Source organism: Bacillus sp. NPDC077027, from assembly GCF_050269555.1.
Taxonomy (GTDB): Bacteria; Bacillota; Bacilli; order Bacillales; family Bacillaceae; genus Bacillus.
The window spans coordinates 425,543-440,696 of sequence record NZ_JBNNIO010000003.1; the positions used below are offsets into that span (position 1 = coordinate 425,543).

Below are 15,154 nucleotides of genomic sequence, written 5' to 3' on the forward strand. Positions count from 1 at the left end.
GAGGACAAGAGTATGACACAGCTAAAAACGGTTGGGTTTATTGGGATTGGTGTCATGGGAAACAGTATGGCAGGACATTTACTAGATGCAGGGTACGATGTTTTTGTGTACACGAGAACAAAAATGAAAGCAGAGGCACTTTTGCAAAAAGGAGCCGTTTGGAAGGATTCAGTGAAACAGTTAGCTGAAGAAGCAGATGTCGTGATCACAATGGTAGGGTATCCATCAGATGTCGAGCGTATATACTTAGGGGAAAATGGGCTAGTGGTACATGCGAAGGATGGGGCCTGTTTAATTGATATGACCACATCAAAACCAAAACTTGCAAAAGAAATTGAAGAGAAGGCGAAAGAAAGAGGGCTATTTGCATTAGATGCGCCTGTATCTGGTGGAGATGTTGGGGCAAAGAACGGAACACTTGCCATTATGGTTGGCGGCGCGAAGGAGGCATATGAGGATTGTCTCCCTTTATTTCAACAAATGGGGGAAAACATTCAGTATCAAGGTCCAGCTGGGAGCGGGCAACATACGAAAATGTGTAATCAAATTGCGATAGCTTCTGGCATGATTGGTGTGGCAGAGGCAATGGCATATGCGGAAAAATCAGGACTAGATCCGGAGCATGTGCTAAAAAGTATTACGACTGGAGCAGCAGGTAGTTGGTCGCTTTCTAATCTAGCACCAAGAATGTTAAAAGGAGATTTTGAGCCAGGTTTTTATGTGAAGCACTTTATCAAAGACATGGGCATTGCACTAGAAGAAGCAGCGCTGATGGACGAAGAGATGCCAGGTCTTGCCTTAGCCAAATCATTATATGAAAAGCTAAAAGAGCAAGGGGAAGAAAATAGTGGAACGCAAAGTCTTTATAAACTGTGGGTTAAATAAAAAAGCCTGTCCCTTGGGACTGACCCCCGTTTTTGAGACAGGGATCAAAACACCTTTATACAGCCAATTGCCGATAGTTTATCGGTGATTAGTTGTTTAGTTTCGTTTGAATACGAATGTTGTTATAATAGTGAATGTATTCTTTGACAGTGCGTTCTACGATGGTGGTCGTAGTTCGATCAATACTGTTAAGATAGAACGTTTCAGACTTTAGTGAAGAATGAAACGATTCGATGGAGGCATTATCAGCGGGCGTCCCTTTGCGGGACATGCTCATGGTAATGCCTTTTACATGAACAGCTTTCTGATACTCATAAGATGTATACACAGAACCTTGGTCGCTATGTAACACGCAGTTCTCAGGAAGTGCTGGGAGCTGATGAAGTGTGTTTAAGACAAAGTCTGTGTCCTGCTTATCACCAATTGTAAAAGCAATCACTTCTCCATTATATAAATCCAATATACTGGAAAGGTACAATTGTTTCTGTCCATAAGGCAAATACGTGATGTCCGTTACTAGTTTTTCAAGAGGGCGATCAGACTGAAAGTTCCGATTCAGTATATTATCGACCACGGCATAAGGCTGCCCATTCTTCTTACGCTTTTTCATTTTAACCCGGCACTGCCACTGGTTTTTCTGCATAATACGTTGAACAGTTTTATGGTTAATACGCATTCTCATTTTTAGTATGGCTGTGATTTTTCGATATCCATATCGATACTTGTGCTGTCGGCACAACGTGCCGACTTGTTTCTCTAGTTGTCTCTTAGAATTATTCTGAGTCAGATCCTTTTTCCATCTATAATACGAAGTGCGTGAGATGCCTAAAGGGACACAGATTTCCTGTACCGTCATCGTTTTGCGCAATTCTTCTACCAGTTCAATTGACGTTTCCTTATCAACTTCCTTTCCAATTCGTTGTACTTTTTTAAAACTTCATTCTGTTGTCTCAGATAGCGATTTTCTGCCTGTAGTTTCTCTAATTCGGAAGAGTACTCGGGACCCTTTCCGTAGGTATATTGTTTTCCAACAGGCTGTTCGAATCGGTGTGTATCCCCAGCCTTATACCACCTCACCCATGTCTGAACCTGCGTCTTATTCTTGATATTCAATTCCTGCATGATCTCTTTCATAGGTACGCCTGCCAATCTCATTTCTACAGCCTTCCGTTTGACTTCAACCGGATAACTCACTCTTGTCCCCATAGAAAAAACACCTCCACGTTTTATTTCGGATAACAACTATCCGTTTTCAAACTTGAAGGTGTTTTTTATTTGTCTCATCTTATGGGGTCAGTCCCCTTAGGGACAAGCTTTTTTGGTTACTTATTTACCAATGAATTGTTGTGTCCAGTAGTTACCGTCTTTCACATAACCTACACCAATGTGTGTATAATTTTTGTTTAAGATGTTTGCTCTGTGACCTTCGCTGTTCATCCAAGCAATGACTACTTCTTTAGCTGATCTTTGACCTTGTGCGATGTTTTCACCTGCTGTTTTGTAAGTGATCCCGAATTTCTTCATTTGGTCAAATGGAGAACCGTAAGTTGGACTTGTATGAGAGAAATAGTTTTTATCTTTCATATCTTGAGATTTTGCACGAGCAGATTTGCTTAACTTTGAATCAACTGCAAGTGCTTTTAAGCCCTGTTTTGTACGTTCTTTGTTCGTTAAATCTACGACTTCTTTTTCAACAGCATTTAGGCTAGAATCAGCGTTTGTAGCCGTTGTGTCTTTTTGATCTGTTTTATTGTTTGAGTTTGTAGATGTGCTAGGTTTAGATGCAGCTGGTTTTTTAGCTGTTTTTTGTTTTTGTTCATTTTTTACTTTGTTTACTTCTTTGACTACTTTAGTGCCAGTAACGGGTTGTCCGTTTTTTAAGCATTTGTTTAAAATAGCCTCAATTTCTTTCTTATCAGATGCACTTAGCTGTTTTACATCTGATGTGATATGTAATTTTGCTGCAAGTGCGTTCAGATTAATTGCTTGATGTTTTACTTGAATGATTTGTTGCAGGTTGACTTCCTTTGCGTCTGCTTGATGCCCACCAGTGAATGTGATAAGCGCAGCAGCTGTTACCGCAGATAAAAAGAATGATTTCTTCTTCATTGTCTAATTCCTCCTAAAATCTTTGTTTTTTCTCTCACCAAAAATCATAACATGGCTTTTTTGTTAAAAACGTTCCAACATCATCCATTGACAAACATAGGTTGTCATCTTTGTTATAGTGACTGAAAAATCCCCTCTAGCTCAAGGTGTAGCTCATTATGTTATTTAATGAAATCGACATATATGTTCCAATATTTTTATGCATTAGTATATTTTTTTTTGATAAAGAGATTGACAGCTTTTTTTTACCGTTTATGCTGTAACAACTATTACAAAAATGTTACAATAATGAATGGTAATTGTAAAAGTTTGATAGGATGAGAGGAGATACGTAAGTGGGAGAGAAACAACATCAAGGCTCTTCAGAAAAGAAGAAAATAAACCGTAGAAGAGCCTGGAGAATTAATCTCTTTTTCTTCGCTGTATTTAGTTTATTTGCCGGACTAGTTATCAAACTCGGTATTTTGCAAATTGTCAATGGTGAGGATTATAAAAAACAAGCGAACCGAACAGAAATCAAAACGGCTTCGTATCCGTCACCAAGAGGAAAAATGTATGACTCACGAGGAAGAGTCGTTGTTGACAATGAGAGTGTTCCTGCAATCGTCTATACATCAGAGAGTGGTGTAAAAGCGAAGGATAAGATAAAAGTAGCGAGACAGCTTGCAACGTATATTAAAATGGATACAGACTTTTTAAGAGAGCGTGATATTCGAGATTACTGGCTAGCTAACAACACGAAACAAGCGGATAAGCTAGTGACAAAAACAGAGATAAAAAATCAGAAATTGGGTGCAAGTGAAATTTATGCACTTCAAGTAGAACGTGTACCAGATGAAGAAATTAAAGCCATTGAAAACGATGCAACGGAAAAAGCAGTGGCGGCGATCTATAGAAGATTTACAGGCGGCTATGCATTTGAACCGCAAATCGTCAAAGCAATGAATCCGAATGAAGAGAAAAAAGGTGACGACAAGGTTGCGTTACTTGATGAGACGAAAGAATCGAAGCAAACATCAGCTGTCAGCTTAACCTATGATGAAATTTCGCTCGTGTCAGAGCATCTTGATGAACTTCCTGGTGTCAATGTCATTAATGACTGGACGAGAAAATATCCGTATAAAAATACGCTCTACAATGTACTAGGTGGGGTGACAACTCCTGAGCAGGGAATTATCAAGGAGCGGGAAGATTATTACTTAGCGAGAGGCTATTCACGAAACGATAGAGTAGGAAAAAGCTACTTGGAATATCAATATGAAGATTTCTTGAATTCAGAAAAAGCTACAGTGCAATACACACAAATGGGCGGGAAATTGTTAGATGAAGTCAAGCGCACTGAAGGACGAAGAGGGTTAGATTTAGCTTTGACGTTTGATATGGAGCTGCAAAAAGAAGTAGATGAGATTGTTGAATCTGAACTCAAAGCAGCAAGTGCAAGAAACTATATGATGGATCGTGCCTTTGTTGTCATGATGAATCCAAATACAGGTGACATTTTGGCCATGTCAGGGAAGAAAATGGAAGGTAGAGATGTAACAGACTATGCCATCGGTACGTTTACTACGCAATATGAGGTCGGTTCAGTTGTGAAGGGGGCAACCGTTCTAGCTGGTTATCAGGATGGTATGTCTCATGGTCAAGGGTATGTCGATACACCACTTTACTTTGCAGGGAATGGAAAGCCGAAAAAATCATATATGGATCTTGGATGGGTGAATGATTTAAGAGCACTTCAAAAAAGCTCAAATGTTTATATGTTCCAGGTCGCTATGAGAATTGCTAATATCACGTATCAAAAGAACGGTTCTTTACCAGCAGATACTGAGGATTTGCAAAAGTTAAGAAATTATTATGCGCAATTTGGGCTAGGGGTTAAAACAGGCATTGACCTTCCGCAAGAATCAAGCGGCATGCAGACACATCCGAAAACGGTTGGAGGACTACTACTTGATGAAGTCATTGGTCAGTATGACACATATACACCGCTTCAGGTCGCGCAGTATATGTCCACGATTGCAAATGGCGGAAACCGTGTACAGCCGCGCGTTGTTCAAGGTATTCATATGCCGACAAACAAAGATGAAATCGGCCCCGTCATTAAGAAAAATGAACCAAAGATATTAAATAGAATTAACAATTCAACGGCCGATATTGACCGTGTGAAAATGGGACTGAAAATGGTCACATCAACAGGTGGAACGGCTGCTGGTCGTTTCGGAAAACATGATGTCGCTGGCAAAACAGGTACTGCCCAAACCTTCTATTATGGAGCAAACCGAAATTGGTGGGGCAATGCAACCTACAACTTGACATTCGCAGGATATTACCCGTCTTCAAATCCAGAAGTTGCATTTAGTGTTGTGACACCGTATGTATCGGATAAAGACAAAGTCATTCACAATATTCCAAGACGAATTGTTGATAAATATGTAGAATTACAAGAGAAATATAATAAACAATAAAAAGGAGGAGCACACTTGATCACGTGCTCCTTTTTTCTTTAAAATATGGACGTTTCGCATGAGATCGGAAGGAAAATAAGCTTTTTCTAGCGAATCCTTCTTATACATCAGTTTAAGGGCAACCTAAAAAAGATAAAAGGAGGGTCGGACGACGATGGAACAAAAAACGAAAGATTCGGATCAATTGCATTCGAATGCAGATTTACATGCCGTTCTTTCTTCTAATGGCCGCTTTCTCTATATTTCTCCTAATTGTAAGCAGCTTTTGCTATATGAACAAAAGGATTTACTAGGGTGTCACTTAAAAGACTTTGTTCATACAGAGGATCAATTTCTCGTCGAGAGCTATTTTTACAATCAGCATATGCTAGAGATTTGTAACTTTAGACTGCTTAGAAAGGATTTGACTGCTGTTTGGGTAGAAGCCACCATTGATTTTGTCGCTTGCGATATGACGGATATGGATTTAGATAGAGAAATGGTTTTAAAAATGAGGGTAGTAGAATCAGAGTCACAATCACACATGAGTCAAAAAAACACGTCATCTCTACATCAAACAAGGAGTCTACCGGCTTTCCAAAATCTTGATGAAGCTGAAAAGCTCATCGCTATGCTACCAAATCCGCTTTGCATCAGTATTTTAGGAAAGATCGTCTATGCCAATGATGCCATGCTGAATTTAATGGGTGTATGTCGCAGAGATGAGATGATTGGGAAATCAGCTTTTGATTTTATTGAGGAAGATTATCATGATATAGTCAGAAGTCGAATTGCTAGGATTCAGCAAGGTTTGCCTGTCGGAATGATTGAACAAATATGGAAACGAAAAGATGGAAGTAACATCCATATTGAAGTGAAATCGTCGCCGACTTTTTACCAAAACCAACGAGCAGAGCTGCTACTACTTGTTGATATTTCTTCACGGAAAAAATTTCAAACCGTCCTTCAAAAAAGCAGAGAGCGCTACCAGCTTTTGATTCAAAATTCAATTGATACAATCGCAGTCATTCATGATAACAAATGGGTATTTATGAATGAGTCGGGAATTAAGCTGTTCGAGGCAGAACATTACGATAAACTAATTGGAAAAGATATCTTTCACCAAATCCATTCATGTGATCAGCAGAATGTAAAGAAGAGTTTACAGCGAGTCATTGAGAGACAATCAGATTCAGAGATTGTTACAATGAGCTGTCATACTTTTAAACATCGGCTAATTTATACGGAAATGGTCTGTATTCCAACGACATTTTTTGGAGAAACAGCCGTTCAGATCATCCTAAGAGATATATCAGAAAGAAAACAAACAGAAGAGCTCATGCTTCGTTCTGAAAAGTTAACCATTGCTGGGCAGCTAGCAGCTGGAATCGCGCATGAAATTCGGAATCCGCTTACAGCGATCAAAGGTTTTCTTCAGCTCATTAAACCGAAAACAGTCGATAAAGATCAATACTTTGACATTGTTTTTTCTGAGCTGAGTCGAATTGAGATTATTTTAAGTGAACTATTGATGCTCGCTAAACCGCAACAAACTGCTTCAATGCAGATACTTGATCTGAAAAAACTGATCGGTGAAGTGACCGCATTACTTGAAACACAGGCAAACCTCAATGGTGTTTTAATGAATACAAGCTATTTTGAAGAGAATTTAATGATCAACGGGGATCAAAACCAATTAAAACAAGTTTTTATTAACTTGATCAAAAATGCTGTTGAATCAATGCCTAATGGTGGCAAGGTTGACATTGCTGCAAGGGAACAAGAAGATGAAATTATCGTCACGATTAAAGATGAAGGAGTAGGTATTCCTGAATCTGTAATGAAGCGAATTGGTGAACCATTTCTCACAACAAAAGAAAAGGGAACAGGTCTTGGCTTGATGGTCACCTTTAATATTTTAGAAAATCACAATGGCACGATCAGAGTGGACAGTCAGCCTGAGAAGGGAACTGTGTTTCACATCGTCTTTCCTGCAAAATAAAAACAACGGCATTTCGCCGTTGTTCCAATAGTCATGAAGGTTGTACCGTACGTTTTTCAAAAACAAATTGTTCGAGTCGATCAAGACCTTCCTTGAGCGTATCAAATGAGTAGGCATAGGAAAGTCTAACATAGCCTTCCCCATATGTTGAGAAAGCGGAGCCAGGCACGACAGCTAAACGCGTTTTTTCTAACAACTCCATACAAAAATCAAATGAACTCATGCCAAATGTTTCGATGGAAGGAAAAATATAAAATGCGCCTGAAGGTTTAATGACAGGCAATCCCATTGAAATGAGGCGATCATATACATAATCGAGTCTTTTCTTATACTGCTCTCGCATAATAAGTGCATCATCCACACCATTTGTCACAGCTTCGAGTGCCGCCTTTTGTGAGATAGCAGAGGCACAAGAGACGTTATATTGATGTACTTTCAATATATGTTTAGCTATGGGTTCAGGGGCAAATAAAAAGCCAATTCGCCAGCCTGTCATACTATGTGATTTTGATAGACCGTTAATGACAATGGTTTGGTTCCTTAAGAATGAGGCAATCGACTGATGAGGCCGATCAAAAGTCAGTTCACTATAGATTTCATCGGATAAAATAAAGACATCTTTTCCTTCCAATACGTGGGCAATCTCACGCAATTCTTCTTCTGATAGCGTAACACCTGTCGGATTGGATGGATATGGTAGAACGACACATTTTGTTTTCTCCGTTAAAGCTTCTTCAATTAATTTAGCTGATAATTTAAACCCGAAATTGGTTGTGTCAATGTGAACAGGCTTTGCACCACACATGCGGATAATCGGTTCGTAGCCAGGATACACAGGTCCAGGTAAAATGACCTCATCACCTTCGGTTAAAATCGTACGAAAAGCTGCATCAATGGCTTGACTCGCACCTGTTGTCACAATGATTTCAGTTTCCGCCGCATAGTTTAGGTTGACTTTTTTCTTCATATAAAGATGGATAGCCTGTCTAAGCTCTAAAAATCCTGCATTATGCGTATAAGAGGTGAAATTTTCATCAATTGCCGTTTTAGCAGCTGTTTTCACGTGATGTGGGGTATAAAAATCAGGCTGACCAATGGTCAGAGAAACAACATCCTCATACGACGATACAAGATTTGAAAATGTTCGTATTCCCGAAATTTCAATATCTTTTACTCTTGAGTTCAGCAAATGTTCCATTTTTCATCACCTTAAAAAAATTATGATTTTATCCTATTTTACCATTCACTTCTTAATTGTCACTGTTAAAAGACAAATGGAAAACAACTATATGTAGTTTATTCTCTTCCCCACCCAATCATGTCTCATCGGTTGCAAGAGAGCATCATTTATTATAGCGTAACCGACGAGGAAAATACAGGCTACTCTAAACGATGTTTAGGATTGATACAATCGGTGCAAACTTTAAAAACAGAAGATCAAGTCATTTGAACCGCATGTACGGTCATACAATCTCCTTAAGGAGGGCATCATGGGGAAGACATCTAAAATTGCATTTTTATCTGTGATCAGCAATACATTTGTCGTCACATTAAAAATCATCGTAGGTATTTTAACGGGGTCAGTTGCTGTGTTATCAGAAGCCATTCATTCCTTTCTAGATTTAATGGCAGCCTTTATTGCGTTTATTTCAGTTCGAATTTCAAGAAAACCAGCAGATTCAAAGCACCCATATGGACATGGTAAGGTAGAGAATATCTCTGGTACGATTGAAACAATCCTCATTTTTGTTGCGGGTATTTGGATTATATATGAATGTGTTCACAAGCTATTGCATCCTGAGCCAGTCCATTTGCCGGTACTAGGAATCGCGGTCATGCTAGTTGGTGCCATCACCAATTTTTTTGTTTCTAGAATTGTGAGCAAGGAAGCAAAAAAAGTTCACTCTGTGGCAATGAAATCAAACGCACTTCATCTACTGACAGATGTGTATACTTCAATTGGGGTTGCATTCAGTTTACTGCTTGTCGCTTTAACAGACTGGTATATTCTTGATCCGATTATTGGAATGGTACTCGCCATATTTATTATGATAGAGGCATTCAAGCTGATGAAAGAAGCATTCCCACCACTTGTCGATGCAAGGCTAATCCCTAATGAAGAGCAGGCCATTCAGCAGATGATCCGAGGATTTGAAAAAGAATTCATTGAGTATCATGACTTTCGTACACGGCGATCTGGTGCAGAAGAGTACATCGATTTCCACCTGATTGTAGAGGGAAAAACAACGATTGAGGACGTTCATCAACTGTGTGACAAAATTGAAGCGAAGATTCAGCAAGAATTCCCACATGCACACATTTTTATTCATGTTGAACCAGAAAGTGAAAAAACAACAATTCATAAAAAAGGCGATCAACCCTAAAATAGGATTGATCGCCTTTTCTATAAGACAATGTAAAAATCAATATCCATAAGCGATATCGTAGTCTTCATACCAAGAAATATAAGGCGCTTCTTCCTCTGTCATGCCCTTTTTCAGATCGAGAAAATCTGTTTCGCTTATTTCCTCAATAACAGTCATTTCTGTGTTTTTTAATAGTACAACAGTTCCCATCATGAACACCTTTCTTTGAAAAATCCTTGAATATTGTACCATGTGAAGATGGATTGTCAACAGAAAAATGATAGAATGACAAACTCATCACAAAATAGTCAAAAATAAAGACCGATAAAGTACTAAAAAATGCTCATTTTATGGAAATGATCAGCACTTTTTCATGTAAATTAAAGATTCAATCTAATCTAAAATATATGTAAAAGTCTTAACAAACATTGATCTCCTATATTTCATGGGATATAATAACGAATGATTATAAGCAATTTATAGAAGGCATACATAATAAAGGAGAAATAGGATGGAAACAAACATTTCAGAACCACACATTCCAGAAACAAAAAGACCTGAGCTAGCAGGAATAGGATACCGCTTTCTGGCAAATCTCCTTGATGGAATGATCATGGGGATACCACTAAGTATCATGGGATTTTTCTTCATGTCCATCTTTTTTATAGCTAGTCCTGAATCGATGATCATGATGGCAGAAGACAGTTATTCTGCGACATATGTGGCAGAAGATGAAGTCGCTGCCATCATTGGCTTACTATTTTTCTATTTGATTATTTTTGTGATTAGCATTGTCATCATGTGGCTTTACTATGCTTTAATGGAATCGTCAAAATGTCAAGGAACGCTTGGGAAAATGGCAGTAGGCATCAAGGTAACAAAAGTGTCAGGTGAAAGATTGACATTTGCCAGAGCATCAGGACGTTATTTCTCGAAAGCGCTCCTGTCACCAATTTTATATATTGGATATATCATTACGTTTTTCACAGAGAAGAAACAGGCACTTCATGATTTAATCGCAAGCACAATCGTTGTCAATAAATAATGGAAAGAGTACCTCAGTTTAAAAAGAGGTGCTCTTTTTTACATTCAGATCCGTATGGAAAAGGAAAAAGGTTCATAAAATAGAATGATAGTTAAGAATCCATGAATAGAAGGGAGAATCATATGAGTGAATTCAGATAGGCAGGCACTGGGGAAAAAAGGAGCAGGGTTCGGGTTGTTTTTTACAGCACCTGTTCTTGCTTGGGCATTGTACGATTTTGCAAATACCATTTTTTCATCAAATATGATCACGATTTTTTTTCCGTTTTATTTGCAGGAAGTCATAGGGAATAGTGCAAGGATGGATCAGATCGCAAGTACATTTATCTCCTATGCAAATGCGCTTGCCAGCATTTTTCTTGTCGTGTTTACACCACTTTATGGGGTTCTCATTGATCGAACAGGAAAAAAGAAAAAATATATCACCATTTTCACTCTTATTTGTATTATATGTACGCTTTTCATGGGGATTTTTGCTGGTATTGATTTTTCTGGTGAAGTGTTTGGAATGCCGGTTTCTTTAATGCTTGTTGTACTAATGTTTGTCATCGCCAAGTTTTTCTATCACTCTAGCCTTGTGTTTTACGATACGATCTTGCCGGACCTTGGGACAAAGGAAGAGATCCCACTGATTTCTGGATTCGGTATTGCAGTGGGGTATGTAGGAACCATTGTCGGATTGTCCGTCTATTTGCTTGTCGGGAATGATCAATTTCATGAGGCGTTTATTCCAACCGCTCTTCTATTCTTTCTCTTTTTTATTCCTTTCTTATTGTTTGTGAAAGATCCTCAGGAGATCAATCATGATAGGGTAAGAAAATCTTTTTTTAGTGGGTATCACGATATTGTACAAACCTTTAAAGAGATGAAACATTACAAATCGGCTTTTACGTTTATGATTGCATTTTTCTTTATGAATGACGCACTGCAAACGGCGATTGCCATGATGGCTGTTTATGCAAAAATCATCGTTGGATTCACCGCAGGACAGTTTATATTGCTTTATTTGGTTTCGACTGTAACCAGCATCATTGGTTCGTTTTTATTTGGATATATCACAAAAGGAATTGGGGCAAAACGATCGATTACCGTCGTCTATTTGATTTTAATTGTTGCGCTCATTCTGGCTGTCACAGCCTCAAGCGAATGGATGTTCTGGGTAGCTGGCAGTTTGTTTGGTATCTCGCTTGGTGCGAGTTGGGGCTCTTCACGCATTTTGATTATTGAACTGACTCCAAAGGAGAAAAGAGGACAATTTTTTGGATTGTTTGCCTTCTCTGGGAAAGTCTCTTCTATCGTTGGGCCAATCATTTATGGATCGGTCACGCTCTTTTTTTCTCAGTATGGAAACCTTGCCAGTCGTCTTGCCCTTGCTTCATTAATTGTACTTGCGGTGATCGGTTTAGTGATTCATCAATTCGTTCGAGAGAAAGCGTAAAGAAACGTCAACTTTTTAGCGGGTCTGCCGATATATAAAGTACAATCTTATATTGAAGAATAGAGGGATTTCCGTGGCTTTAAACAAACAAGAAATTTTACTTGACTCTGGTACAAATGAATTGGAAATTGTTAAATTTGAAATTGGTCCGAATCAATTTGGCATTAACGTTATGAAGGTAAGAGAAATTATTCAACCTGTTGAAGTGACAACTGTACCGCACTCTCACAATGATGTGGAAGGGATGATCACGTTAAGAGGCGAAATTTTGCCTGTCATTAATCTATTTTCCTTTTTTAATGTCGAGTCAGATCAGTCAGAACAAGAAAAATATATTGTGACTGAGTTCAACCAACGGAAATTTGTTTTCCATACTGGGACTGTGTCACAAATTCACCGAGTAAGTTGGGAAGAGATTGAAAAACCGACTGCTCTGAACCAAGGGATGGATCGTCATTTAACAGGAATTATCAAGCTCGATGGAAAGATGATGTTCCTTCCTGACTATGAGAAAATCATTTATGACATTGAGTCTGCATCAGGAGTAGAGACGTATCATATGTTTGAAGGTGAAGCTGATGAAAGACGAACAGGGAAGAAGCTTTATGTTGTAGAAGATTCACCATTGCTCATGCAACTTTTGACTAATGAATTAACAGGAGCAGGCTATAAAAACATTGTCTCTTTTGAAAATGGAAAGCAGGCATATGATCATATCATGGATTTGGTTAGCAAAGGCATTAGTGTGACAGAAGAAATCGATATGGTGATTACAGATATTGAAATGCCGAAAATGGATGGTCATCGCTTAACAAAATTACTGAAAGAGAATCCCTTAACGCAAGCCATCCCAATCTTAATCTTCTCTTCTCTCATCACTGAGGATCTACGTCACAAAGGAGAGACAATTGGAGCCGATGATCAAATTAGCAAACCAGAAATCCATCAGCTCATTGAAAAGGTCGACCAATTTATAATTTAATCAAAAAAGCCACTCCTCAACGAAAAGGGTGGCTTTTTTGAATTATTTAAAAATAACTCTCCCCTAGTCTTTTAAAGACTGGTTTGGCATAATGTGGTTTTTGTCTAGTGACGACAGGTTTTTCTTTTAAACCGACATATGTTTGTAGAAGTTGTTTTGCACGATTCAGCGACATATTCGCCTTTGGGTTGCGATACGATTGATTTAAATTTCCTAAGTGTGGCAAGAGTTCGAAGTCTTCTTTAGTTGGTGGCAGGTGAAAATAATAATCTCCAATTTCGATCAGCACATCGGACTGTTGTTTACTGTATTTGGGATTGTTTGAGAAGTGTAGGCCCACTTTTCTTCCTTTACCTTCTTGTAGCAATTTTTGCAGCGCACGCTTTTTTAAAAGATAAAGAAATTTGGGATTTGGTGCGGTTTTTGCATGGCGGTTAACAGTATAAATGGCTTTTGCGATATTTGCTGCTGTTAGTTCTATGTCTTTAGTATGAGCATAATCGTCCATTTTTTCTCTCCTTTGTCTTTCGTCTTCCTGTGCTTAGTATAAATTATACTTTTTTATTGGTAAAATGCAAATACTATTAATACAAACGAAAAATCATTGATATAAAGAACAAAGACATGTTTATAAGTTTCCCCAAAAAACTCCTCAAATGATAGATTTATTACTTTTTTAAAGCGTCAATTTCAAAATCATGATCGGAGTAAACAATCCAATGACCTTTAAAGGTTCATTTCTTCTGCAATTGTATTGTGTAGCTTAATGAAATTGGGAGTTAAGGTATCGTGTTAGTTACCATTACTAAAAAAATAGTGTCATCAGATAACCAGGTGATTTTATTTACCTGGTTATTCTAGATTCATGATGCTCAAACAGGAGAGGCAAGATATATACAGGTGGCGTGCCGTCAGCGATTAAGTCATGTAGTTGAATTGCAATTTGCAAGTAGAACGAGAAGTAATAGGAATGGTTGCAAATCTTGATGGAACGTTTACCTATGTTGTTGAAGTCTGCCGTCTAACAAAGCAAGTGAAAGGTCTGAAAAAATAGTGATGAAAGCACAGAAATAGAATATATCATTTCTAGATTGAACTGTTTAGATAAAATAGACCATCTTATGGAGACTTGATAAATAAGGATAAAAGTATCAAGAAATAGATAACTTGTATTTTAGGGTTGGTACAGAAGATTCAAAGTCTAGTGATTACTTGTGAATCAATCAAATTTTACAACAATAGGCTTATAGCATGCTCTAGGAAATCGAATTTAGCGACACTTATTTATAGATTTAACATATTCATAATAATAAAGGAGATGAGCAACTGATGAGTTGTGATAAGTATAAAAAATGCCCTAATTGCAAACAAAAACTATCAAAATCAAACTGTTGTATTATCTGTAAGACAAAAGTTATCGTAGGACGACGAGGATTACGAGGGTTAAGAGGAATTCAAGGAACCACCGGTGCAACCGGAGCCACGGGGCCTACAGGCGCAGGAACTGGCGCCACAGGAGCCACCGGTCCAACAGGTGCAACGGGAGCCACAGGTCTAACAGGAGCTACCGGAGCCACAGGTCCAACCGGAGCCACAGGTGATACGGGAGCTACAGGAGCCACAGGTCCAACAGGCTCAACGGGAGCCATCGGAGCTACCGGTCCAACAGGTTCAACAGGTGCGACCGGAGCAACAGGTGATACGGGAGCTACAGGAGCCACAGGTCCAACAGGCTCAACGGGAGCCATCGGAGCTACCGGTCCAACAGGTTCAACAGGTGCAACAGGTGTAACGGGAGCCACCGGAGCAACAGGAGCAACAGGTGATACGGGAGCCACCGGAGCCACGGGTGCTACCGGAGCTACAGGTGATACGGGAGCTACA

At 38.8% G+C, this 15,154-nt stretch carries 12 protein-coding genes and 1 pseudogene; 8 read left to right on the forward strand and 5 right to left on the reverse strand.

Annotation, left to right across the window (positions count from 1 at the left end; all coding sequences use genetic code 11):
• Nucleotides 1–12: 12 nt before the first annotated feature.
• Nucleotides 13–885 carry an NAD(P)-dependent oxidoreductase gene (locus ACQKEZ_RS12635; protein WP_427301257.1) on the forward strand — a complete coding sequence of 291 codons (873 nt, stop codon included), beginning with the start codon at nucleotides 13–15 and terminating at the stop codon, nucleotides 883–885.
• A gap of 88 nt (nucleotides 886–973) precedes the next feature.
• Here ACQKEZ_RS12635 and ACQKEZ_RS12640 read toward each other — a convergent pair.
• A protein-coding gene (locus ACQKEZ_RS12640; RefSeq protein WP_427301259.1) for an IS3 family transposase occupies nucleotides 974–2,091 on the reverse strand; the annotation gives its coding sequence in 2 pieces (ribosomal slippage) (nucleotides 974–1,818 and nucleotides 1,818–2,091; 1,119 coding nt in all).
• Between the two features lie 120 nt (nucleotides 2,092–2,211).
• Nucleotides 2,212–2,994: a CAP domain-containing protein gene (locus ACQKEZ_RS12645; RefSeq protein WP_427301261.1), complete on the reverse strand. Its 783-nt coding sequence runs from the start codon at nucleotides 2,992–2,994 to the stop codon at nucleotides 2,212–2,214.
• A gap of 335 nt (nucleotides 2,995–3,329) precedes the next feature.
• Here ACQKEZ_RS12645 and ACQKEZ_RS12650 point away from each other — a divergent pair, with 335 nt between their 5' ends.
• Nucleotides 3,330–5,459: a peptidoglycan D,D-transpeptidase FtsI family protein gene (locus ACQKEZ_RS12650; protein WP_427301263.1), complete on the forward strand. Its 2,130-nt coding sequence runs from the start codon at nucleotides 3,330–3,332 to the stop codon at nucleotides 5,457–5,459.
• A gap of 154 nt (nucleotides 5,460–5,613) precedes the next feature.
• On the forward strand, nucleotides 5,614–7,440 hold the full coding sequence (locus tag ACQKEZ_RS12655) for a PAS domain S-box protein (RefSeq protein ID WP_427301265.1): 1,827 nt from the start codon (nucleotides 5,614–5,616) through the stop codon (nucleotides 7,438–7,440).
• Nucleotides 7,441–7,471: 31 nt separating this feature from the next.
• Here ACQKEZ_RS12655 and ACQKEZ_RS12660 read toward each other — a convergent pair whose 3' ends face one another.
• Nucleotides 7,472–8,638 carry an aminotransferase A gene (locus tag ACQKEZ_RS12660; protein ID WP_427301266.1) on the reverse strand — a complete coding sequence of 389 codons (1,167 nt, stop codon included), beginning with the start codon at nucleotides 8,636–8,638 and terminating at the stop codon, nucleotides 7,472–7,474.
• A 292-nt stretch (nucleotides 8,639–8,930) separates the two neighbouring features.
• Between ACQKEZ_RS12660 and ACQKEZ_RS12665 the strand changes: the two genes are divergently transcribed.
• Nucleotides 8,931–9,824 (forward strand): cation diffusion facilitator family transporter, encoded by an 894-nt coding sequence (locus ACQKEZ_RS12665; protein ID WP_427301268.1) that lies wholly within the window; start codon nucleotides 8,931–8,933, stop codon nucleotides 9,822–9,824.
• Between the two features lie 39 nt (nucleotides 9,825–9,863).
• Here ACQKEZ_RS12665 and ACQKEZ_RS12670 read toward each other — a convergent pair whose 3' ends face one another.
• Nucleotides 9,864–10,019 (reverse strand): hypothetical protein, encoded by a 156-nt coding sequence (locus tag ACQKEZ_RS12670; RefSeq protein ID WP_427301270.1) that lies wholly within the window; start codon nucleotides 10,017–10,019, stop codon nucleotides 9,864–9,866.
• Between the two features lie 298 nt (nucleotides 10,020–10,317).
• On the opposite strand from ACQKEZ_RS12670, the gene ACQKEZ_RS12675 reads away from it, so the two are divergent.
• The 3 genes from ACQKEZ_RS12675 to ACQKEZ_RS12685 all read left to right on the forward strand — a co-directional run bounded on the left by ACQKEZ_RS12675 (nucleotide 10,318) and on the right by ACQKEZ_RS12685 (nucleotide 13,270).
• Nucleotides 10,318–10,851, forward strand: a complete 534-nt coding sequence (locus tag ACQKEZ_RS12675; RefSeq protein WP_427301272.1) for an RDD family protein — start codon at nucleotides 10,318–10,320, stop codon at nucleotides 10,849–10,851.
• Between the two features lie 126 nt (nucleotides 10,852–10,977).
• Nucleotides 10,978–12,288, forward strand: a complete 1,311-nt coding sequence (locus ACQKEZ_RS12680) for an MFS transporter (RefSeq protein WP_427301274.1) — start codon at nucleotides 10,978–10,980, stop codon at nucleotides 12,286–12,288.
• Nucleotides 12,289–12,361: 73 nt separating this feature from the next.
• Nucleotides 12,362–13,270, forward strand: a complete 909-nt coding sequence (locus tag ACQKEZ_RS12685; protein ID WP_427301276.1) for a chemotaxis protein — start codon at nucleotides 12,362–12,364, stop codon at nucleotides 13,268–13,270.
• A 46-nt stretch (nucleotides 13,271–13,316) separates the two neighbouring features.
• Here ACQKEZ_RS12685 and ACQKEZ_RS12690 read toward each other — a convergent pair whose 3' ends face one another.
• On the reverse strand, nucleotides 13,317–13,778 hold the full coding sequence (locus tag ACQKEZ_RS12690) for a YkyB family protein (protein ID WP_427301278.1): 462 nt from the start codon (nucleotides 13,776–13,778) through the stop codon (nucleotides 13,317–13,319).
• A gap of 821 nt (nucleotides 13,779–14,599) precedes the next feature.
• Here ACQKEZ_RS12690 and ACQKEZ_RS12695 point away from each other — a divergent pair.
• A pseudogene (locus ACQKEZ_RS12695) lies at nucleotides 14,600–15,154 on the forward strand (exosporium glycoprotein BclB-related protein); the annotation flags it as partial.